This is a genomic window from Acidiluteibacter sp., from assembly GCF_055129545.1.
This window is the reverse complement of sequence record NZ_JBSRUB010000003.1, coordinates 28004-49648: the sequence shown is the minus strand read 5'-3', so window position 1 is coordinate 49648 and position 21645 is coordinate 28004. Positions and strand designations below refer to the sequence as shown.

The 21645-nt window shown below is 36.0% G+C and carries 18 protein-coding genes; 10 read left to right on the top strand and 8 right to left on the bottom strand.

Annotated elements, in window-relative coordinates; translation table 11 throughout:
* Positions 1-64 precede the first annotated feature (64 nt).
* From ACTB0X_RS00510 to ACTB0X_RS00490, 5 genes are all read left to right on the top strand, one after another.
* Complete coding sequence (locus ACTB0X_RS00510; protein WP_463023012.1) at positions 65-763, top strand: energy transducer TonB; 699 nt, start codon at positions 65-67, stop codon at positions 761-763.
* Positions 764-908: 145 nt separating this feature from the next.
* Positions 909-1562, top strand: a complete 654-nt coding sequence (locus ACTB0X_RS00505) for a hypothetical protein (protein WP_463023011.1) — start codon at positions 909-911, stop codon at positions 1560-1562.
* A 77-nt stretch (positions 1563-1639) separates the two neighbouring features.
* Positions 1640-2215 carry a YdeI/OmpD-associated family protein gene (locus ACTB0X_RS00500; protein WP_463023010.1) on the top strand — a complete coding sequence of 192 codons (576 nt, stop codon included), beginning with the start codon at positions 1640-1642 and terminating at the stop codon, positions 2213-2215.
* Positions 2216-2391: 176 nt separating this feature from the next.
* Positions 2392-3207, top strand: coding sequence for a glutamate racemase (murI, locus tag ACTB0X_RS00495; RefSeq protein ID WP_463023009.1), 816 nt, complete (start codon positions 2392-2394; stop codon positions 3205-3207).
* Between the two features lie 119 nt (positions 3208-3326).
* Positions 3327-5228 carry a YfiR/HmsC family protein gene (locus ACTB0X_RS00490; RefSeq protein ID WP_463023008.1) on the top strand — a complete coding sequence of 634 codons (1902 nt, stop codon included), beginning with the start codon at positions 3327-3329 and terminating at the stop codon, positions 5226-5228.
* Positions 5229-5351: 123 nt separating this feature from the next.
* Here ACTB0X_RS00490 and ACTB0X_RS00485 read toward each other — a convergent pair whose 3' ends face one another.
* From ACTB0X_RS00485 to ACTB0X_RS00450, 8 genes are all read right to left on the bottom strand, one after another.
* Positions 5352-7685 (bottom strand): IPT/TIG domain-containing protein, encoded by a 2334-nt coding sequence (locus ACTB0X_RS00485; protein ID WP_463023007.1) that lies wholly within the window; start codon positions 7683-7685, stop codon positions 5352-5354.
* Between the two features lie 194 nt (positions 7686-7879).
* Complete coding sequence (locus tag ACTB0X_RS00480) at positions 7880-9220, bottom strand: ATP-binding protein (RefSeq protein ID WP_463023006.1); 1341 nt, start codon at positions 9218-9220, stop codon at positions 7880-7882.
* Between the two features lie 100 nt (positions 9221-9320).
* Positions 9321-9620 (bottom strand): PAAR domain-containing protein, encoded by a 300-nt coding sequence (locus ACTB0X_RS00475; RefSeq protein WP_463023005.1) that lies wholly within the window; start codon positions 9618-9620, stop codon positions 9321-9323.
* 19 nt (positions 9621-9639) lie between these two features.
* Positions 9640-11430 (bottom strand): type VI secretion system tip protein VgrG, encoded by a 1791-nt coding sequence (gene vgrG / locus ACTB0X_RS00470; RefSeq protein WP_463023004.1) that lies wholly within the window; start codon positions 11428-11430, stop codon positions 9640-9642.
* A 6-nt stretch (positions 11431-11436) separates the two neighbouring features.
* Positions 11437-11634 carry a hypothetical protein gene (locus ACTB0X_RS00465; protein WP_463023003.1) on the bottom strand — a complete coding sequence of 66 codons (198 nt, stop codon included), beginning with the start codon at positions 11632-11634 and terminating at the stop codon, positions 11437-11439.
* A gap of 23 nt (positions 11635-11657) precedes the next feature.
* Positions 11658-12230, bottom strand: coding sequence for a contractile injection system tape measure protein (locus tag ACTB0X_RS00460; protein WP_463023002.1), 573 nt, complete (start codon positions 12228-12230; stop codon positions 11658-11660).
* A 20-nt stretch (positions 12231-12250) separates the two neighbouring features.
* Entirely contained in the window at positions 12251-12709 is a 459-nt protein-coding gene (locus tag ACTB0X_RS00455) for a phage tail protein (RefSeq protein ID WP_463023001.1), read from the bottom strand.
* 22 nt (positions 12710-12731) lie between these two features.
* A complete protein-coding gene (locus ACTB0X_RS00450; protein ID WP_463023000.1) occupies positions 12732-14300 on the bottom strand; it encodes a phage tail sheath family protein in 1569 nt (522 codons plus the stop codon).
* Positions 14301-14506: 206 nt separating this feature from the next.
* On the opposite strand from ACTB0X_RS00450, the gene ACTB0X_RS00445 reads away from it, so the two are divergent.
* From ACTB0X_RS00445 to ACTB0X_RS00425, 5 genes are all read left to right on the top strand, one after another.
* On the top strand, positions 14507-17734 hold the full coding sequence (locus ACTB0X_RS00445; RefSeq protein WP_463022999.1) for a LodA/GoxA family CTQ-dependent oxidase: 3228 nt from the start codon (positions 14507-14509) through the stop codon (positions 17732-17734).
* Positions 17735-17747: 13 nt separating this feature from the next.
* Positions 17748-18857 carry a tryptophan 7-halogenase gene (locus ACTB0X_RS00440; RefSeq protein ID WP_463022998.1) on the top strand — a complete coding sequence of 370 codons (1110 nt, stop codon included), beginning with the start codon at positions 17748-17750 and terminating at the stop codon, positions 18855-18857.
* Between the two features lie 46 nt (positions 18858-18903).
* On the top strand, positions 18904-19854 hold the full coding sequence (locus tag ACTB0X_RS00435; protein WP_463022997.1) for a hypothetical protein: 951 nt from the start codon (positions 18904-18906) through the stop codon (positions 19852-19854).
* A gap of 18 nt (positions 19855-19872) precedes the next feature.
* Positions 19873-20049 carry a hypothetical protein gene (locus tag ACTB0X_RS00430; RefSeq protein WP_463022996.1) on the top strand — a complete coding sequence of 59 codons (177 nt, stop codon included), beginning with the start codon at positions 19873-19875 and terminating at the stop codon, positions 20047-20049.
* Positions 20050-20243: 194 nt separating this feature from the next.
* Positions 20244-21230: a T9SS type A sorting domain-containing protein gene (locus ACTB0X_RS00425; RefSeq protein ID WP_463022995.1), complete on the top strand. Its 987-nt coding sequence runs from the start codon at positions 20244-20246 to the stop codon at positions 21228-21230.
* Positions 21231-21645 lie beyond the last annotated feature (415 nt).

Genomic DNA, 21645 nt, shown 5'->3' with positions numbered 1-21645 from the left:
ATTTCCCTAAAAATAGTATTTTAGGCCACGGAAAAACTACACCTCGCAACACACCAACATAAAAATGAAATACATCCTACTATTAGTTTTAGTAATTCTTATTACATTATCAAATTTACAAGCTCAAGAGGTTTTCAGAAAAGAAAAATTAACAAAGAACAAGTTGCTCAATAATGCATTGAAAAGTGATACTAAGAAATTTATAGAAATTGAAATGCAATCGGAAAGTGGATTGCAGGAATGGATAACCATTAACCCTGATAATGGAGATACCGTTTTATATAAAGCACTCTTGAATGAAACCCCATTAGGAAGATGGAAAGGGTATAAAGCAAAAGAAATAGTTACAAAAATAGATGATCGATTTACCAAAATTGAGAATTCCACTACACAGTTTGAAATGTATGAGCTAAAATTTGATCTATTGAAATATGATTCTTTACCCAATATTAGTCGAATCCCTGACTCCGTAGGAATATTTAGTTCAAATGGGGATAGTTTTCAAATGTATATTGTTAAGAATATTGCCTATCCAAAAGAAGCTAAGGATAAGAATGTGCAAGGAACTGTTTATGCTCAATTAATGCTTGATAATGAGGGCGTATTGCATTTTGAAGGAATCAAAAAGGGAGTAAATCCATATTTAGAGGTTGAGATCATCAGGTTGATAGACAATTGCCCAAAGTGGTATGCATCTGCTAAAACAAAAGGCGAATCCGTCGGATACAATTTTATTATGCCTTTTAATTGGAAGTTACGTTAATAATTTCATTTCTATTAGAACCAATGAAGGCTACCAATACCGAAAAGTGGTGATTACTGATTAAAATCATTTAATCTTTTCAAGTTAAAATACTTGGTGAGAAAGTAGTAGCTTAGTAGTTACTAATTAAAACTATTCATCACAATTGAGAATTCTAATACTCCATATTTTATTATTGACTTGTTCAAACATGGTTTTTGGGCAATTGAGTTTACTTGATAATTATTATCACCTCGACTCTAGTCAAACAATAGTGATTGTAAATGATGTAGATACTGTGGTAGGTGATTTTACCAAAATAAAATTGCCAACTTTTCAATTCAGTCAATATGAAAAGCGAACCTATAGCAGAGAAAACCAAAAAATTCCGAGGAACGTAGGTCAAAAGAGTACTCCAATTGAAATTCTTGTTGATTATGATTTAAAGTTTCAAGGTGAGTTTGTAAATGGTGAAAGGTCTGGTTTGTGGAAATATTGGAACGAAAGAACAGATCCGAATAGCTTCTGCAGTAGCAGATATACCGAAAAAATGGTCAATTACTATGCCGACAGTACTGTATGTGAAGAGTTTATTTCTAGTGGAGAACAAAAAATAGTCTACAATACCGACAGTTCGACAATCAAAGGATCATTTAAATTTATAGGAAACTACTTTGTGACAATGGATTGCGAAAATTCAACTTGTACTTTTTACAATGAATCGAAGGTAATTTCTAAATCCAACATTAGTGATTGGAGAGACACCATTATTGACATGGAATATCAATACTTCTCTAAAAGAATGAATAGAAAGCCATAATTTCCTTCCGAACTACTCTATGGATTTTTGTAAATTCGAGCAATCAATTACTGTTTAATAGTCATTTGAAACAATCCATGGAAGACCTCGATACATTTTACCCAACTTGTAAAGAAGAATGGCGACAATGGTTGCAAGATAACCACCTCACCTCTAATTCTATCTGGTTAATTTGCTACAAAAAGAGTTCTAAAAAACCGAGTATATCATGGAGTGATGCCGTTGATGAAGCCCTTTGTTTTGGTTGGATTGATAGCGTTAGAAAATCGATTGACCATGAAAGATTCATCCAGTTTTTTAGTCAGCGTAAACCCAAAAGCACTTGGTCTAAAATCAACAAGGACAAAGTAATTGAATTGGAAGAAAAAGGACTGATGATGGACGCCGGCCGCGCTTGTATTGAAATTGCCAAACAGAATGGATCTTGGAGTGTCTTAGATGAAATAGAACTACTTATCTTACCAGAGGATTTAAAAGAAGCTTTTAATCAACACCCTAACGCCAATAAGAATTACTCGGCTTTTAGTAAATCGACAAAGAAGTCCATCCTTTACTGGGTTATATCTGCTAAAAGAGCTGAAACAAGAGAAAAGCGCATTAAAGAAGTGGCTGAATTAGCCAACCAGAATTTAAAACCGAAACAGTTTAGGTGATTAGTTATGTTGCATTTGATTGAGTGCCCAAAATGTAATTTTGAGTTAATTGATTTATTGGATGACCATAGTAAAAAAGATCATTTAAAAACAAATACAATTGGTTTAGCATTTAATCTCAGTTATCATTTATAACCTTAAATTCGTGCTTGCATAAAAAAGAAAACACTTTCTATATGAACGATAATGCTCCGATAGGGATTTTTGATTCAGGCTATGGTGGATTAACTGTATTTAAAGAAATACATAAAACCTTACCACAGTACGACTACATATATTTAGGAGACAATGCGCGTATTCCTTACGGTATCCGATCGTTTGAAACGGTTTATGAATACACTAAAGAATGTGTATTTAAGTTGTTTGAGATGGGATGTAATTTGGTTATACTAGCCTGCAATACGGCTTCAGCGAAAGCGTTGCGTTCCATTCAGCAAAAAGATTTACCAGAAGGCAAAAAAGTGCTTGGCGTTATTCGACCAACTACAGAAACCATCAATCAGTATACACAAAGCAATAAAGTAGGAATCTTAGCGACTCAAGGAACGGTATTGTCAGATTCATACAAGATAGAAATCAATAAATTTCATCCACAAATAGAGGTTTATCAGCATGCATGCCCATTGTGGGTACCACTGGTAGAAAACAATGAAATAGATGGACAGGGAGCTCACTATGTGGTTGAAAAAGACATAAAAGCATTGTTGGAGCAGTCCAAAGATATTGACTCTATCGTTTTGGCTTGTACCCACTACCCTTTGTTGATACCTATCATAGAAAAATACGTTCCATCGTCTGTTAGAGTGATTGCTCAAGGTGAGTTAGTAGCCGCCAGTTTATCTGATTATTTGCAACGCCACCCTGAAGTGGAATCCAATTGCAGTAAAAATGGAAAAATGCTTTTTTACACCACCGATGACGCCAAAAGTTTTGAAGATAAGGCTGAAGTGTTCTTTGATCAAAAGATTATCGCGCAACATATTCGAGTGTAATTGAATTTATAATTCGAGACATTCCCCCTAACTTTCTTCAATAAACTGCCTTTCATTTTTGATGTAAAAATGAACACTTTTTATTGTACATTGCAGTATATTAACTAATAATCATTGGTTTGGGTAATTTTTTTAATAAAACGATACGAATAGGATTAATCATTTTGATTAGCATCAACTCTACTTTTTCTTATTCTAAATCAGCCGACCTAGATACTGAAGCAAAAATAAGGGCAGCTTTTATCTACAATTTCACTAAGTACATTAGTTGGCCAAAAGATGCCTATACCACTAAGTTTAGAATTGGCGTATTGAATAATGAGGAATTAACTGCAGCTCTAGAATCTATGGCGAAAGTGAAGCGGGTTAATGACGCTTATTTTGAAATTGTAAGGATGACGGATTTAAGTGACATAAAGTCCTTTCAAATGGTATATATTAATGATTATACACGATTTCCAATAGAGACTATTTATAAAAAAATTGGATACGAATCTGTTTTGGTGATCAGTGACCAGTACCCAAATGATGAGTGTATGATCAACTTTAAAAAAATTGATAATCGATTAAAGTTTCACATTAATAAAGAAGAGCTTGAAAAGCAAAACATTACAGTAGCAAACTCATTGCTTAAAATAGGAATTCAAACTTATAGCAAGTTCGACATCTCAAGGGAAGAATCGAGTATTGCTGCAAAAACGAAAATTCCAACTGCTGAAGTAAATAAAAAGGTTAAAAATGAGGCAGCTGTTGAAATGTCAAATGAGGATTATGATAAATTAGTAGCCAAACTGGAATCTGATTTAACCTTGGAAATGTCTAAGGTTTCAAAAAAGGATCAGGAGATTACTAGTTTGAGAGAGAACATTAATGAGCAAAAAGAAGAGCTAGAAATCGTTCAAGATAAAATTAAAAACCAATCCAATGAACTAATCAAATTATCTTCTTCAATTGGATTGAAGGAACAAGAATACCTTGAAAATATTGAAAAGGTAGAACAGTCGCAAGCAAGCTTAGATTCAGCAAAAACAAACCTTTTAAAGACTAAGAATCAGTTGAGCTCCACAGCATTATTGTTAGATAACCAGAAATCAATTAACTACATAATATTAGTTGTTTTACTAATCATTGGATCTCTTGGTTTTCTGAGCTTTAGAAGTTATAGAAAACAAAAAGCACAAGCCACCATTATTTTAGACCAAAAGCAGGTGGCCGAAATTCAGAGAGACGAAATTCAAAATCAGCACTACCAATTGGAAGAGAAAACCAAGGAGATTACTGATTCCATTAACTATGCGAAGCGGATTCAAGAAGCGATACTCCCTCCTATTAAATTGGTTAAAAACTATCTGGCGGAGAGTTTTATCTTTTACCAACCAAAAGACATCGTTGCCGGAGATTTTTATTGGATGGAAACCACAGAGGACTTAGTCATTTTTGCAGCAGCAGACTGCACAGGTCATGGAGTTCCTGGAGCATTGGTGAGTGTGGTGTGTAGCAATGCGCTTAACCAAGCGCTAAAAGAATTTGGACAAACCCAACCGGCTGCAATTCTAGACAAAACATTAGATATTGTAATTGAGCGTTTTGAAAAATCAGAAAAGGAAGTAAAAGATGGGATGGATATCGCCTTATGTGCCTACAATTCCAAAACGATGGAATTGCAATTTGCAGGTGCACAGAATGCATTATGGCTCATTAAAAATGGTGCTGAGGAACTAATCGAGATAAAAGGAGATAAACAACCGATTGGTAAATATGCAGAGAAAAAACCATTTACAAATCATACAATCCAATTAGAAAAAGGTGACTTGATTTACATGACCAGCGATGGTTATGTTGATCAGTTTGGCGGAGATAAAGGAAAGAAATATAAGTCTGTCAACTTCAAAAAGTTGCTCCTTTCAATTAAAGTAAAACCTGTTGATGAACAACTCACCATTATCAAGCAAAACTTTGAACAATGGAAAGGAGATTTAGAACAATTGGACGATGTTTGTGTGATTGGTTTTAAAGCATAAAGTTTTTACTAATTCTTATCACTAGAAATACAAAAATCCGTTCAATCAATAAGTTTTAATATTGATTGATCGGATTTAACATTTTAGGATTAAACTAACTCAGGTTATTCATAAATGCGCTTATTATTTCTTTGGCGTCAACCAAGGGCCTAATTCTAATAGTAATTGAGTAGTTCCTTTTGGAAATACACCAGGAAATTCTGAAGGAACTTGTGGTCGTACATATCCACCTAACGGATTAGGATTTTCATCATAAGCGAAACCATACGCCCTTGACATATAGGCCCCTCTTGCAGATTTCACACTATCCAATGGCAAACTAAAAATATTCTTACCATCACTTGTTTTTGCGGTATGCATGAAATATGAAAAATAATTCTGAGGTTGGTTTTTTGGGTACCAATTGGTTTCTATCGCCCAATTTTCGGTAGTTCCTCCCTTCTTTCCATTGGCATTAATTTGACTAATAGCCACTCCTCTATTCAAAGCAGTACTGATTTGGTTTTCAAAACCATTGACTACCGTTTGGCTATTTACATCCGTAGGATATCTGAACGCACCATCTGCCAATACTCCAATTCCAGCAAAGGCCATTTGACCGGAGGAATAATAATAATTCGTTGGTGCTTTAGAGAACTTGTATTGGAAATTTAACGTTGACTTTGAGCTTGAATTTAGATTTACAGACACAATTTGATTGTTCACTTTATTGATCTTAACAATCTTTGTTGTACCATCTGTTGACCCGCCACCTGAACTAACGTACATTCCTACTTGTAGTCCTGTATTTGATGGCAATGGATTCGTAAAAGTTAGCACATTCTTATCTATTTTCCCCATAATAGGCATTCTAGCATTTGTCGTTTTGTCTAGATAAGAAACCACCGAAAATCCAACTGGATTGAAAACATACAACGTTTTATTTGTTGCACTTGTAAATTTAAGTGCAGGGTGTTTATTTGTAGTTCCAGGGAAAGTCTGATTGGTATCTGGGGTTACATCATAAAAAGCGGAAAAAGTTCCTGCCCCATTCTGCCAAATTTTCATATCTGTACTAGAAAAGAGGGTATTCAACGCATCGTCAAAAACTGTTTCTAGTTCACTTGTGTTATTATCTAAATAAAGTCCAGGATTTAATAGTGCGGTAAGGTCTTTATTGACTTTATAAGCAAGAGATTTATAACCATCTGTTTTTTCCCCACCTGCCTTTAGATTTTCCATAAATGGCAGATAAGCATCTGTAATCTGTTGCGCAGAGACATTCTGTGGTTGCCCGATTCGATCAAGCTCCACTCCTTCTTTGTTTTGAGCTATCAATGAAAGCGGGAAGAAAAAACCATCTACAGTTGATATATCAATGTATAATCCTTCATTGGTTTTAAAGGTAGCTTCGATGTAATTATATTGAGGATAAGCTGTTTGAGGCGGATTCCCTACTTGAATAACTGTAGATCCTGAATCCAAGTATTTAACCGCTAGATTATGTTTCAGATTATGATTAGAACTATCCTTGTAACTAGCAGTTTTATCAACAGCAAAGAAATAGATTCTTGCTCCTACTATGGGATTTTTATTACTGACTTGAATTTTTGTGATTTCTTTTCCCAATTCAAATGATTCAACATAACCACTATCAGGAGATACTGACATCGAAGAGAAAACACCTAAAGTTCCACTAGAAGCTACGGTCAACATTTTTTTAGACGCCGTGCTATATCCTAGTACATAGACTTTATATTTATCAGACAAACCAATATTGTTATTTAACGAAATGACGAAAATACTATCAGGAGCATCACTTGTATAGGTAAACTTATCTTTTGCAGTAGTATCTGAAAATACAGATTGAACACCCACTTTAATATTTACCTTTTCTGGCTTTGGATAACTAGGATTAATAACTGTTATTATAGTATCGGTGACCGAGAGTATTTTCTGAGCTCCAGCAGCATTAAAGTTTACATTTACTGTAGACGGATCATTTGAAAAGTACTTTCCTTTAATAGTTATGGTATCATTACCAACTACCGAACCTTTACTAGGTGAAATGCTCGAAATCGAAGGTTTTTTATATTCAAATTTCGTAGAACTGTAATAATCTTTTGCTGTTCCTAACCATTCTATATAAACTGTTTTTGCTGTTTTCGAACTAACGGCTGGAGTTAGAAAAGTAATTTCAGTTTTCGATATGAATTTATATTCAGCTACTCCAGCATTGGCGCCTGTAATGGAATCTCTTAAAAAAACATTAACTATACTATCCTTTACGAACCCAGTTCCAATTAAAGTGACTTTCGTATTACCGGCTAATGAACCACTAGATGGGGACATTGACGTAATGGATATTCTGCTTTCTGTCTTCTTCTTATCTTTCTTTGCTTGTGCATTTAATTCAAATGAATTTATAAAAAGCATACTGACAATTAACAAGATGCTGTGGTAAGTTGATCTCTTCATTTTGATTACTGGTTAAAATTATTATTTGAATGTAAATCTATTGAGAGAATTCAACTATATAGCAGGTATAAATACCTGAATTGACTTTCTTCGTTTATTGTCGTTGGTCAGATTTGGGTATTGAATTTTGAATTATTTTCAAGCGCTTTTTTTGATAAAAATGAGGTTGTATAGCCCAATTATAGAATACATTTTTATTGATTGACTTTTTGAAATTCTCGGTTAATCCCTTGTATAATATCAGATTGAGTCACTAATTGAACTTCTCTTTCTACTGCTTTCAAAGCACAAAACCTTAATACATTGACAATTGCTCCACCAGCCAATTTATAGGATTTGGCAATCTTAGTTAAATCAACATCTGCTGCTAGTTCAATTCTCTTATAAGAAAACACATTTTGCCACAATTGCAGGCGCTCCTCAACATCTGGAATTGGAAAGTGAATCATAGTTTGAAATCGCCTTATAAAAGATTCTTCAATTTGGATTTTTTGGTTTGAAGCCAAAATGATCACTCCAGGAAAGTCTTCAATTTTTTGTAAGAGATAGGAAGACTGTTGTTTGGTATTTATATAGTTAGAAGTGTTTACTTCTGTTCGTTTTCCAAATAATGCATCAGCTTCATCAAAAAATAATATCCAATCCCTACTTTTTGCTAAGTCAAACACTTTGGCTAGATTTTTCTCTGTTTCGCCAATGTATTTAGAAACAATCATTGATAAATCAACTCTATAAACATCTCTTTGGGCTGACTTCCCTAAAAGTGTGGCGGTTATTGTTTTTCCGGTACCGGGAGGTCCATAGAATAATGCTCTGTAACCAGGTTTCAATACCTTTGACAATCCCCAACTTTCCATAATGGTATCGCTATTTTTTAACCAGCTCACCATGTCCTCCAATTGGTCCATTACCTTATTGTTTAACACAACATCGTCCCACTCTAGTGCTGTGCTTATTTTCTGAGTTGGAAAAGTGGAACCCAGTTGGATCACAGTTTTTTCTCCCATAATAAAATAATCTATCCAAGAGGAATCAATCGTTAAAACTGTATTCAAAGGAGAATAATCGTTTTCTGCATGATTCAACACCAACAACCCTTCTTGAATTAAAACTGATTCTAAGGCATATAAATCCATGCATTTGATTCTGTTTTCAGGTTGATTGCTAGAAATTAAAAAATGAAGGGTTTGAATGGTTGGCAAAAATCCGCTATGACGGTCATTTACGACACCTCCAAACTCTGTGAACCGTCGATCATAAACTTGGTTCTTCCCAAAAAAGACATCCAATATTTCAGGTTTAATATGAGGTGCAATCGCTAGAGTCATTGCTAAACGTTCAAACTTCCCCAACCCATGTTTCTGGATAACTGAAGCATAAGGCGTTTCATTGATGGATAAATCCGGCATTGGTAGATCTTCCCAACTTTGTTCATGTCCTTCCTGCATGAAATAGGTGCGAATGACTTGATTTATAACCGCCTCTAACCAATTTAATTCTTCTAATAGTTGCTTATAGTTATTTATTTTATTCATGGGAAGAGTTCAATTTATTAATAGTATAAAATTGGCAATAGTATTTTTTACAATAAATTCTTAATTTAAAGCACTTTACTTAGTATAGTTTCATTATTCCTTATCCTCCAATCATTACATTGAACGCTCCTAAAAGTATTGTACCTCCATGAGCTGTTGAATCGCCCAATCGCGCTGCGGGCATTCCTCCTATCATCACAGTAGAAGAACCTTTTACGATACTATCAGGCGGTCCTACACAAACAAGTAAATCTCCAACTCTCGCTGCAGGCAATTTTCCTATTAATACAGTTGGTTCACCTGGTCCAATAATTGGACCTCCTACGTGTGGAATTGGCGGAACACTTGGGTCTACCATCGGACATTCATGAAAATCTGTTAATCTTGCTGCTGGGGGCATATTCTACTATTTTAAGTGTTTAATTAATCATTACCATTGCTCCTTTTAAGGTAAGCTCTCCACCACCTTGAACTTCTGCTGTTGCGCTTCCTTTTGCAGAAAACTGTACATCAGCATTCATCTTTACATTCATTCCTGTCGTTTCTACATCTCCACCAGAAGCGGCTACCTTAATTCCTGTCGTTCCTTTTATGTTAATATTCTGATCTGCTTCAAAATTGAGGTCTTTCGAACTTTTAATGGTTATTCCACTGCTAGACATGACAATGCTGTTCGCATGCTGATCTTCAAGTGTTATTCGCCGGTCATTATCATTCAACACCACTGTATTTTTATTAGGTGTACAAATGGATAATATTTTATTCTCATCGTCAAATTCAAGGCTAATTCCACTTTTTGAAACAATTGCCTTTATTGAATTTTTATCATTAATATTCAATCCATTATGTGGTTTATTTACACCATTACTATAAAGACTTCCAAGAATAATTGGATAACGAGGATCTTCACTTAAAAATCCCAATACTACTTCGTCTCCCACTTCTGGAATGAAAAAAGCTCCTGCACCAGACGTGGAATAAAAGTTGGAAAATCTTGCCCAAACACCTTCTCCACTTTGATCGAACAGCGGAACATCAACCAATATGCGATACTGGTTATTTGGATCATCAGTTATTTTTTTAACCGTCCCATTAAACAACCCATTCACTTTGGGCAACAATCCTTGGACAGACGGTACCGAAACTTTCGAGTTTTCTGTGGATAGATGAATGGGTATTCCAATCGTAATTTCTGTCATCCAGTTTCCGTGAGCTATGGTATGATTTACCTCAGAAATGATGTGGTCTCCATTGAACCGATCTCCTAAACCTTCTAAAGTGATATATTTACCACTAACTGCATTGCTATTTCCTTGGCATTTAGCAGTTCCTGTTATCTTAGATAATTCACTTTTAATCATTTCTGCTTTAGACCATTCAGATAATTCATCTGAAGTTAAATTAGCCGAAGTCTGCAATTGATAATGATCCAATCCAATCACCTCTGATAGTTTACTCGAGGATAAGTTTCCTGCTCCAGCAATGGAATTCTGCGCTTCTTCCGAGATAACCGACTGCTTGCTATAATCCCACGAATGTGCTGTCACCTTATTCAATTGAGTGATTGCATTCAATTCACCATCAAAAGCCAACAAATTATTACCATAGGATAATGTCAGAACTGAACTCGTATCGTAGTCTGGTCTTTGGATATTTACCCTCGCATCTATTGGTACTACAACTAAACCGTTGGCATCTGCTATGGAAATCATATAATCCCAATCTGTAGTATTGTATTGAATTTGTGTCGAACCTATTGCATTAGTGTCAGCTACATTAGAAGTCAGTCCAGAATAATTCCCAATTATTGAAGTTAGAATGTCGCTATCTTTCATATTTGGAAAAGTTAAACTCTTCTTTCCTACGGTCATTTTAATTGCATCGTCTTTGCATTCAATCTCCAATGCTGACCCTACTACATTATCTACCTTAATTCTTTGTTTCGTAATGATTCCAGTAAAAATTTGTTGATTTTGGGAGTCATAACCAGTTTCAATAATCACTTTTGCGCCAGGCAAAAAGGTAGATGATGAGCTCTCTTCGAATTTCCCTTTACTTGCATCCCCATCTAGGATGATAATAGTTGCTATAGGAATAAGATTGATGCCATTATTCACTATAATGGACTGAACATTTATATGGTCAGAGATAATCTTCCCGTCCACTTTTATTGTAAATGTTACCATTCCTTCGTTTGTCAATGCTGTCATTTTATTTTAATTTGTAGGTTGAATTAGAGGTGGGAAAAACAATTGCTGACTTCCAGTTAAATGTCTGAACTTATTTAAGCCATTATATTTAGCTATTTGTATATAGTAACTCTGATCATTCCAAATATGATCTGACAACGCAGGGAGTGATTCATTTTCAATCACCTTAACCTTATCTTCAATTTTTGTCGGCTTGATTTTCATTGTGTTTTGAGTTGAATTTTAAATTAATAGGGCCAAGTCACTGTAAGCGGCTTGTTCATCCAAGGTAACTTTATTACTGAAAAAGAAAATGGTGATTTTTTTAAGAGTAAATCATAAGCCTTCTTTTCTATGGTAAGCGACCAATTATCTTCATACTCGATTAAAATACCATTCCTTGCCAACCAGTTGCCTCTAAAACCTTCATTGGAAGTAGCACCTATGGCTGGCCAATGCCTGATCATTGACTCGATTAATCCGTCTACTATTTCTGTATTCTCCGGTTTGATTTGAAATTCATAACTCATTTTTGTAGTAGGATGAATCCCACAGAGCAATTTATTTAATGACAAATGCATCTCATCTGTATTTTCTATTCCTGTGCTCAGGTAATCAAGAATATGGATGGCATTCATTTGTGCTGCTCCATTTACAAATGAATTTTCTAGAATTAAATTCAACCGACTAAATAATATTTTAATATAACTATTGGCTAAAACTAATCCTGCATTATTTATAGTGATAGCTGAAGTTAATATTTTAACGTCCTTTTCTTTATTAGAATCAGGTCTGTGAGGAGATTCGGGCTCATTTTTCATAAGTCTATTATTGTGTAATTCTATCCATTTGTTTCAGTCATTTTTTCACATGCAATTTCCAGTTCCTCAACGGTCACCTCATTTTTATTAGAATTAAACTTTGTTCCAGAAATTTTGGTCGGCCAAGCATTATTCAACTGCCATTTCATGGTTGTTTTGCCTTTTTCATCCAATAACTTTATGAATATCGTGGAACGTTCTATCGTATTCATTTTAATTTTATCAACCCATTTTGAAAAATCATTGTTTTTTGTAAACACCCCCTGCTTCAATATAATATTCTCATATTTCGCAATTCCGGGCATCTTTACTGGACCAGAAGAATTTCCATGATTATATTTAATGGGCTGGCTTCCTGAATTTAACCCAGAAACTTCCTGAAATTCAACTCCTTTTAGTTCAGTTCCTAAATCCACTTCAAATCGAAATTTAGGCATCGGCCAAGTTGCCCCTTCTTTACTTCCATTATCTTCTGTCATATCAATTTATTTTTTTTAATAATTAAGCTTTTGCCATTTCTTGTTGAATCACCATTACAATGAATTCGGCAGGACGAACAACTGCCACTTTAATAGTCACTTTCATAAATCCATTTAAAATATCATCACCGGTCATCGTAGCGCCTAATCCACATTCCACTGAAAAAGCATCGGATGCTGTTGCACCTTGCAGACCACCTTGCTTCCAGATACTGTTTAAGAAACTACAGATCATCGCTTTTACAGCCTCCCAAGTATTTTTATCATTGGGTTGAAAAACGTAAGGTTGACAAGCTAGTTTGCACGACTGCTCTAAAAATGTCATCGTTCTTCTAACTGATATGTATCTCCAATCTTGGCTATTTCCATCCAAAGTTCTAGCCCCCCAAACTAAAATTCCTAACCCATTAAAACTCCGAATGGCATTGATCGATTTACCTGAAACTGCATCCACATTTAATTCTCCTTGCTGTGATTCAGACAGTTTAATAGGTAAACTGCAAACTCCAACGATTGAAGTGTTTGCAGGAGCATACCAAACGCCTTCATTGTTATCAATTACAGTCATCACTCCAGCCATCCCGCCACTTGGAGGCAACACATTGACATCAGCTAGAACGTGCTTCATAATTGTAGCATACGTTTTACTTGAATTAATTAATGCATTATTCGCTTGTTGAGGTGTTATTTTTCCATCATTTATAGAGTCAATAATAGTAGATATATTGGCATTTGGGTTATCCGCAGGATTAATGATAGGCTCCAACTGCTTAAGATCACAACCAAACAAATTGGTATAATCCAACTCTGACTCTTGCATTATGGTGGTGCCAACAAAAGGATAATAAGCCGTTCCGTAATTCAAACCATTACTTCCAGTATTTGATCTAAAAGTTTCAATATCGTTCATATACATGACCGGATCAGGATTTCTGGCTCCGATGATATCAAAAATGCAAATAGCTGTTTGCATTTCAGAAGATTGCAATAACATTTCCTGCATCAAGGTGGTATTATTGTCCACAGAAAGTAATGTAGCTTCTGGACAAATGTACATTGTAGGTTCTGACTCATTTTTTAATAATGCTAACCCACTCAACAACTCATCTAGTTTAACATTTTGATTCACTATTTGAGTGCCTGCTGTCATGGGAGTTCCAGAAGGAGCGCCGTATTTTCCAACGGAAACAATGTATGCATCTCCACCACCATTCTCATAAAACAATCGAATACTATTGTATAAATAATACACCGTATTTGGATCAGGAACAACAGAATAAAAAGCTCCGTTAATCTGCAAGTAATCTCCTTTTTCAGGCTGATTGGACTCTTTCACTAAATAGTATTGCGGATTATACTGCTTCGCAGAATCTGCAGCTGCAGATGTATTGGGCAAACAATAGAAGGCCTGAAATTCTGAGAATGAAGAAATTTTCTGGGCAACATTCAAATAAGACTTTCCTTCGTATTCAGCTTGGGGAGTATAACCTATAAATGCAGGAACAGCTGTTGCAACTGGCACAACTGAGTTGGGGAAAGCATTCACTTCATTTATATATACGCCTGGGGATTTAATTGTTGATTCGTTCATGGGATTTAGTCTTGGAATAGAAATAAAATTGGAAATAAATGTAGTGTATTTAATCAATCGAACAAATGCGAGAATGCCCCCATTTTTTTAATTCTCTGAAAGAGTTTAAATAATTTAATCTAGCTAAAAAACTAGTGTTTACCCCCATAGTTTTTCAGTTTAAAGTGACATAACTTGCAGGTTCTAATCATACTAAATCCTACAACATGTCTAAAAAAACAAAAAAAGAAGAACAACCCAACAATCAAGTGAAGCCTACAGCAAATGATGTAAAATGCTGGAACAGCCAAGGAGACACTAAAATTGCGACACAGCGTCTGAAAGAGATGTTTGTAGAAATGGGGCAAAAAACAAGAATTGAAAAAGGACAAATGCCTGCTGAACGTGCCGTTTTTAGAAAACAACACGGTATTGCTTATGGTCAGTTTATCATCAAAAAAGACATTCCAAAAGCTTACAAAGTTGGCATATTTGCAGGTAAATCTTATGAATGTGCTGTTCGTTTTTCAAGCGACACCTCTCCTACTGCTAGAGACTTACATACCACTCTTGGTGTGGGTTTAAAACTATTTGGTGTTGAAGGTCCAAAGCTATTTGGTGAAGGAAACAACGCTGATTTTATTTTTCAAAACATCGATCGCTTCTTTGCTAGAGATGCACAACAAATGAGCGACTTTACCACCGCAGGAGCCATTGACGGCGATTACGATTCGTACATCAATAAACATCCTGAATTGGCCAGTATATTGGCAGCAATGACTAAAGAAGAAGCGAGTTGTTTAAGTGCAGATTATTGGGCCATCCTTCCATTCAAATTAGGTAAATCGCAAAGTGTAAAATACCGATTAGTTCCTGATCATTCCTATAAAGGAGCCCCTTTTGATGAAGCCGATTACTTAAAACTAGACCTAGAAAAACGCCTGAGAAATGGTTCTTCGAAATTTAGATTTGAAATTCAACCTCGCACCAATAAAGCAACGATGCCATTGGATGATGCACAAGTCGTTTGGAGTACTGAAGAAAGTCCATACATCTGCATTGCTGAATTGCATTTACCACAACAGGATGTCGCTGTAATAGGGCAAGCTGAATTTGGATCGAATTTATCATTCAACATTTGGAGAACCTTGGCTGAACATGAGCCTCAAGGATCTATAGCAGAAGCTAGAAAAGTGGTGTATGCTGCAAGTGCCGAAGCAAGACATCAGGCCAATGGTCAACAAAACCAAGAGCCACAGCAACGTTGCCCCTTTTTTCATGGCAATACAGACGAAGAAAGTGACTGCATTGTCAGTGCAGGAATTTATCCACCCATCGGTGTCATGCGTGTGGGAAATAGCAAAGACGAATACTTTATCGGTCCATTGGTGGATGAAGCGAAAGCTAACTCCGATGATTATGCATATCGCGATAAAACAGGAGCTTTGAAACGACAAGCGGCTCAATTTAGAATTTACGGTTTCAACGCTGCAGGAAAGGCTATCAAAGAACTGACCGCTGATAATGCAAAAATTACTTGGAATGCGAAATTGGCCAACCAAAAATCCTCTTGGTATCAATTTCAAATTGCATTGGACATTCCCGATGCACAAAATCCAAACATCCCTCCTTCATTGCTTCGTAACATTGATGTAAAAGATAGAAGTACTTTATTGATTGATGGAGGTGCTCAAAGCATTTCCGGAAAGAATACCACAAAAGGACACACTTTCGAAGGAAAATTTCAATCAAAAGAAGTTTATTTAGGAGAAATGAGAACCGATGAAAAAGGTCGCTTGATAATGCTCGGTGGACATGGAAAATCTGAAAATATCAATGGAGACATAGCGGTTACCTTTGCGAATAACGAAGGTTGGTACGACGACACTTCGGATGGTCCAGTAACTGCCGAAGTGGAATACGAAGGAGTTCGATTGAAAGTTGAACCAGCGTGGGTAGTTTGTGCGCCACCAGACTACGCACCCATGCAAAAATCAGTGCGAACCATGTGGGATTTAATGCGTGACGTTGCGGTGCAATCCGGAATGTTGGCTCGTCCGAAAAGACCCTCATTTAGCAAAGACATCCTGCCCATTTTTGAACGTATGACCAACTTGCAATGGGTGAATGCAGGATTTGCAGCAGCATTCGGTTTTGGCGGTCAATTTGACTATACCACTGCAGAATGGGTGAAAAAACTCAATGATCCTTCTTCTGCGAATTATGCCATGCGACGAACAATTTCGAATAATTTTAGACGATACGATGTATCAGGTGCAGAAGCGCCTCAGTTGTGGCCGTGGATGTACGGCGATGCCGTTGCCATTCCTACAATGGGTTCAGTGCGTCAACATTCTACTTTATCCGATTTACAGTTGTCCTTTTTGGATCAGTGGGTAAATGGAGATTTTGACCCCGACTTTGCTGACCATTCGGAAGCTAAATCAATTTCAATAGATCAATTGCCAGTTTTTGAACAACCGGATATGTTAACGAAAGCGGCGATGGATTTCTGCTTGGCAGATGCTTTTCACCCTGGTTGTGAAATGACTTGGCCCATGCGAACTTCAGGCATGTATTCCGCTCCGTTCAGATTAAAACACGCCACTCCTACTCCAAAAGTCGATCGCAATTATTATGGCTCCACTATGAATGCTGATGTCATTACAATGCCAGCAGGTCCATTATTAGGCGGACAAGTAGCAGGAGGAGTTACCCGTTGGATGGCGGTGCCATGGCAAACGGACACGGCGAGTTGCAGAGATGGTTACACCACTTCTTACGATCCATATTTACCCACTTTTTGGCCGGCTAGAGTGCCCAATAACATATTGAGTGAAGAGCGCTATCAAGAAGCCATCAATCCTGATTTAGCCGAAGAAACTCGAAAAGAAGCCTTTGCTTACCGCTATTTCTGGTTAGATAATTTGCCAATGGATGGGGAATCACCGACTCAAACCAATCAGATTAACAAAATGATAAAATATTTTGATAAACTGGCGGTGGTACAAGCCAAACCTGGAGTGAGTGATGACCCGAACTTTCCGTCTGAAATGCAAGTGGCTATAGTTCCCAATTCGGAGCAACATGCTGAGCTGCTAAAAGACACCAAAGCAAGGTTGACCCATTTATTGAAAGATAAAAAGTCGTTGAATAAAAAAGAGGAGAAACTGTTAACCACCACCATGGATCACTTGTCGAACGAAAATTTATTGGACGAGCGCTATTTAATAGAGGCGGCTTCTGGTCAATTGAAGGAGATAGTAGAAAATGAATTGGTGAAAGACGATAAACTCACCACTGAAGTGGAGAAACTACTGAATCTATTGGCTTCCAAAACACATGAAAAGAAGAAATCCACAATGCCATTGCAACACCATACTGGTCCACAAAAATCGGTGGGTGTTCCTGAAAGAATGGTGCGTTTTGAACGATTTATTCCAAAGAAGTATTAAATAAATCCATTACTTGAAAAATAGAGAAACAGATATTTTAATCATTGGTGGCGGCATTGCAGGTTGCATTGCCGCCATTTCATTATCCAAGCAGTATACGGTGACGCTCATTGATAAAATGGCTGAACCTAAAGAACGAATTGGAGAATCATTAGCCCCTGCCGCTCAACGAATCCTAAAACAATTGGATTTGTTGGAAGGAATGGATACCATTGAGAATTCCATCTACCTAAAGAATAAGGGGATGCAGTCCTATTGGGGAAGTGAGCAAGTTCAGGTGAACGATCATTTAAGAAACCCCGACGGGTTTAGTAGAAGTCTAGATCGAAAAGCATTTGAAGTGTACTTGAGAGCTGCTGCGGAAAAAAGAGGTGTCAACTGCAATTGGTCGTGTAAATTACTTCGAAGTAATTATGAAAATAACAGATGGAATATTACCACATCAGACGATGAAAAGGAGAAGAATTATAGTGCCAAATTCGTAATTGATGCTAGCGGGCGACAATCTCACTTTGCGAGAAGTATTGGTATAAAACGACAAGCGATTGATCAACTGATGGCATGTTGGGTGACGCTGCCCAACCAAAACGAAAACACCATGAGTACCATTGCTGCCAGTAAAAATGGTTGGTGGTACAGTGCTGTTATTCCGGGAAATAAAAGAGTTATTGCATTTCAAACCGATTCCGACTTGATAGATCGTTCTGCATTTAAAAGCATCGACTCTTTCATCGAATTGGCCAAAGAAAACGCTGTTATTTCTAAACTTTTGGAGCAGGACAAAAGTAAAATAACTCTGCAAGGAACAGTAGCAGCCAACTCTACTCTACTAGACCTAGTGGCAGGGCAACAATGGGCGGCTATTGGCGATGCGGCTGTCAGCTTTGATCCACTTTCTTCACAAGGACTATTTAACGCCATGGCAAGCGCCATGCAATTGTCTGAATTGATTATAGAATCGAATGGTATCAATAATCTGAATGAGCAAAAGATTAATCAGATCAGAACTACTTATCAGCAACAAATCAACTCGGTTTGGACGCATTACCTCAAACACAAAGACTTGTTTTATAATATGGAAAAACGATGGAAGGATGGGGAGTTTTGGAAACGGAGAGGGTGATGAAACTTGAATTAAATAATAAAAAAGAATTAGTAAAAGAAATAAAATGAGCAGAGTAAAAATTCCATCAAAGATTGTATCTCAAGTGATATTCGATTCAGACAGAACTTGCTGTGTTTGCAATAAAAGAGGACATCAAATTCATCATTTGAATGGAAATAATGAAAATAATAATTTAGATAATCTTGTGTTCTTGTGTCTCCTTTGTCATAATGATGCTGAGGTTAAAGGTGGATTATCCCGAAAATTAGATAAAGAAACGATCGTTAGGTACAGAGAGCTTAATTATGAAAGAGTCCGAATAAAAAGAGAGAATGTGCTTAAGAGGTTTTCTGTTCCGATTAATAGTTTATCAACAGAACAATTATTGACAATTCATAAAAATGCAATAATATTAATCGACCTTAAAAAAATAAAAGAAGAGTACTTTAACGCAAAACCAGCTTTGAAAAGTGAAATTCTTGAGAAGTTGAATTTCTATGCCGAATTCACTAACTTCAGAGTAGCTATTGAAGTATACGACGTTCTTTTGTCTATTGCAGATCAAACGAGATCGTCCTCCACTAAAAGCGATATCGTAAATTCAATTCTTTCTCTAATTATTAGTTTTTTCCCGCACCCCGATACCAAAGAAGAATATGAGAAGGTTATTGAATTAGCTGAACAATGCATACAAATAGCATTCGCCATATCATATGACTCAACCATTTACTTAAAAAACCTAACTATCACTATGTTTGGCCTAACTATATACAAATACATATATAGAAAAGCTATTCAACTACAGATACCTATATTGCAACAAAAAGTTTTAAATTCTTATGATGAACTTGAGGCGACTTTACAAAGACCAGAGAGAAACGATTTAGTAAATTCTTTGCGCTTAGTAAAGGAATTTAGAAATGATCTTGATGAAACTGGTTTAGCTTTTCCTGTATTACCCCAAGATTTGATGGATATAATTAATTCTTATAAAAATGAGGGAAACAACGTATAGGCTAATTCAAATCATAGTATGAATAAAGAAACAAAAAGAGATCCTGCGGTTGACTTTCTATATGAATTTGCAGTGTGGGGAAACTTAGATAGAATAAAAGATTACGATTTAATATTACTAAAAGGACATTTATTTTTAGAAATAATTTTGGCTGAAGTCCTTAACAGAATGAAACCCGTTCGAGCGAACCTGTAGCCGTTTGTAATCTAATTTTTAATGTTTTTAAAAGTTTCACTAAAGAGCGTGAGTAATCCTATCTATATTTCTCTCAATCAAAATAATGAAGTGTAAATTTGAAATAGTTTGGTTAATTTAGGCTGAAATATAATATGGATAGGACGCATGGAGTGTGTCATATCCACTTGTTGGCAAACATAAAAAATAAGAATATGAAAAATAAATACAATTTATTAAAACAAGTAATTTTCCTCTTCTTGACCTTAGCATTGAATGGATCCATCTTTGGACAATATAATTTTAATACTACCATAGACACCTATCAAAATCTAACCAATCCAACATCACTTAATAGTAATGTTCCGTGGAATAATGCCAGCATTTTTCCAATTAATTTCGCCTTCAACTTTCAAATAGGTGCACAAACCTTTACATCTGTTAATGTAATGGCTGGTGGTGGTTTATCTTTCCCTGGACCTAGGAACATCCAACTTCGAGTTTTGGGACACCCAGATTCTGGTTATCTCCTCGAGGACAGAGATCAATTAAATTCAGTTTCCAAAATCGATTATGAGATTTCTGGAATTCCCGGAACACAAATACTGAAGGTACAATGGGAAAATGCTGGCTTCAGAGAATGGTGTGCTTCAAGTGACACAAGTGATTATATCAATTTTCAGATTTGGCTTTATGAATCTATCAACAAGGTTGAAGTGCGTTTTGGAAATTATTCGGCAGCTGCAGGAGCATATGGTCAGCCCGACTGTAATTCTGGTACTGATGGTGCTCAATTTATTTTTGAATTTGATAATTGTACCAATGCCCTAAGTTTAACAGGAAATGCTGACTTGCCTTCATATAATTATAGAGACCATTGTTTTTGGCAACCAGGTATTCATATTTCTGGAACTCCATCCTTGGGTACAGTTTATAATTTAACTCCAACGTCTACAAATATTAACGAAATAACTGAATCGAGTATTAAAATATACCCAAACCCAGCTTCATCTCATTTAACAATTGAGAATAAAGGATCGTCAATAAATAAAATACATATAACAAGCCTAACCGGTACAGTTCTAGAAACAATTTCGACAAACTTAAACGAAATAAATGTTGATGGATTACCTGCTGGCATTTATTTTATTGAATTAATTACTAAGGAGAGAACAATAACTAAAAAGTTTGTAAAACAATAAAAAATGATTTGCCAATCAAGTAGAAGGCTCCGACTAATCCCGTTAAGCTATCGGGAAGCCGAAGTTCATACTACGGCAGGCTCATTATAAATCAAGCGGTTATCTTACCGATAGCTATCTGTCCAGCGGTTTAATAATGATACTATATATAATCCCCCTACTCTAATTAAGTACTTCTACTCTTTTTTAAAACCAGGTAGAACTTAACTTTATCCATTCAACAAATGGATGTCCAATGATAGAATGACACCATGAAGGGATCAACTCCTTTCTGGAGAAAGCGTTCAGTTGGCTGAAGCAAATTATAAGCCTGCGATTTGATTCGTTTTTTGATTTGGTATTTGAAGAGCGGTCAAAAGAGAGCCATCCTCCCAATGCAAAATTATTTGTTATTTTTGATTCATAAGTAATTAAG

What these genes read in the sequence shown, in the direction of transcription:
- ACTB0X_RS00510 (WP_463023012.1), top strand. Translation starts at nt 65, where the DNA reads ATGAAATACATCCTACTATTAGTTTTAGTAATTCTTATTACATTATCA.
- ACTB0X_RS00430 (WP_463022996.1), top strand. Translation starts at nt 19,873, where the DNA reads ATGAATAAAGAAACAAAAAGAGATCCTGCGGTTGACTTTCTATATGAA.
- ACTB0X_RS00460 (WP_463023002.1), bottom strand. Translation starts at nt 12,230, where the DNA reads ATGAAAAATGAGCCCGAATCTCCTCACAGACCTGATTCTAATAAAGAA.
- ACTB0X_RS00480 (WP_463023006.1), bottom strand. Translation starts at nt 9,220, where the DNA reads ATGAATAAAATAAATAACTATAAGCAACTATTAGAAGAATTAAATTGG.
- ACTB0X_RS00435 (WP_463022997.1), top strand. Translation starts at nt 18,904, where the DNA reads ATGAGCAGAGTAAAAATTCCATCAAAGATTGTATCTCAAGTGATATTC.
- ACTB0X_RS00500 (WP_463023010.1), top strand. Translation starts at nt 1,640, where the DNA reads ATGGAAGACCTCGATACATTTTACCCAACTTGTAAAGAAGAATGGCGA.
- ACTB0X_RS00485 (WP_463023007.1), bottom strand. Translation starts at nt 7,685, where the DNA reads ATGAAGAGATCAACTTACCACAGCATCTTGTTAATTGTCAGTATGCTT.
- murI (WP_463023009.1), top strand. Translation starts at nt 2,392, where the DNA reads ATGAACGATAATGCTCCGATAGGGATTTTTGATTCAGGCTATGGTGGA.
- ACTB0X_RS00465 (WP_463023003.1), bottom strand. Translation starts at nt 11,634, where the DNA reads ATGAAAATCAAGCCGACAAAAATTGAAGATAAGGTTAAGGTGATTGAA.
- ACTB0X_RS00445 (WP_463022999.1), top strand. Translation starts at nt 14,507, where the DNA reads ATGTCTAAAAAAACAAAAAAAGAAGAACAACCCAACAATCAAGTGAAG.
- vgrG (WP_463023004.1), bottom strand. Translation starts at nt 11,430, where the DNA reads ATGACAGCATTGACAAACGAAGGAATGGTAACATTTACAATAAAAGTG.
- ACTB0X_RS00455 (WP_463023001.1), bottom strand. Translation starts at nt 12,709, where the DNA reads ATGACAGAAGATAATGGAAGTAAAGAAGGGGCAACTTGGCCGATGCCT.
- ACTB0X_RS00425 (WP_463022995.1), top strand. Translation starts at nt 20,244, where the DNA reads ATGAAAAATAAATACAATTTATTAAAACAAGTAATTTTCCTCTTCTTG.
- ACTB0X_RS00475 (WP_463023005.1), bottom strand. Translation starts at nt 9,620, where the DNA reads ATGCCCCCAGCAGCAAGATTAACAGATTTTCATGAATGTCCGATGGTA.
- ACTB0X_RS00450 (WP_463023000.1), bottom strand. Translation starts at nt 14,300, where the DNA reads ATGAACGAATCAACAATTAAATCCCCAGGCGTATATATAAATGAAGTG.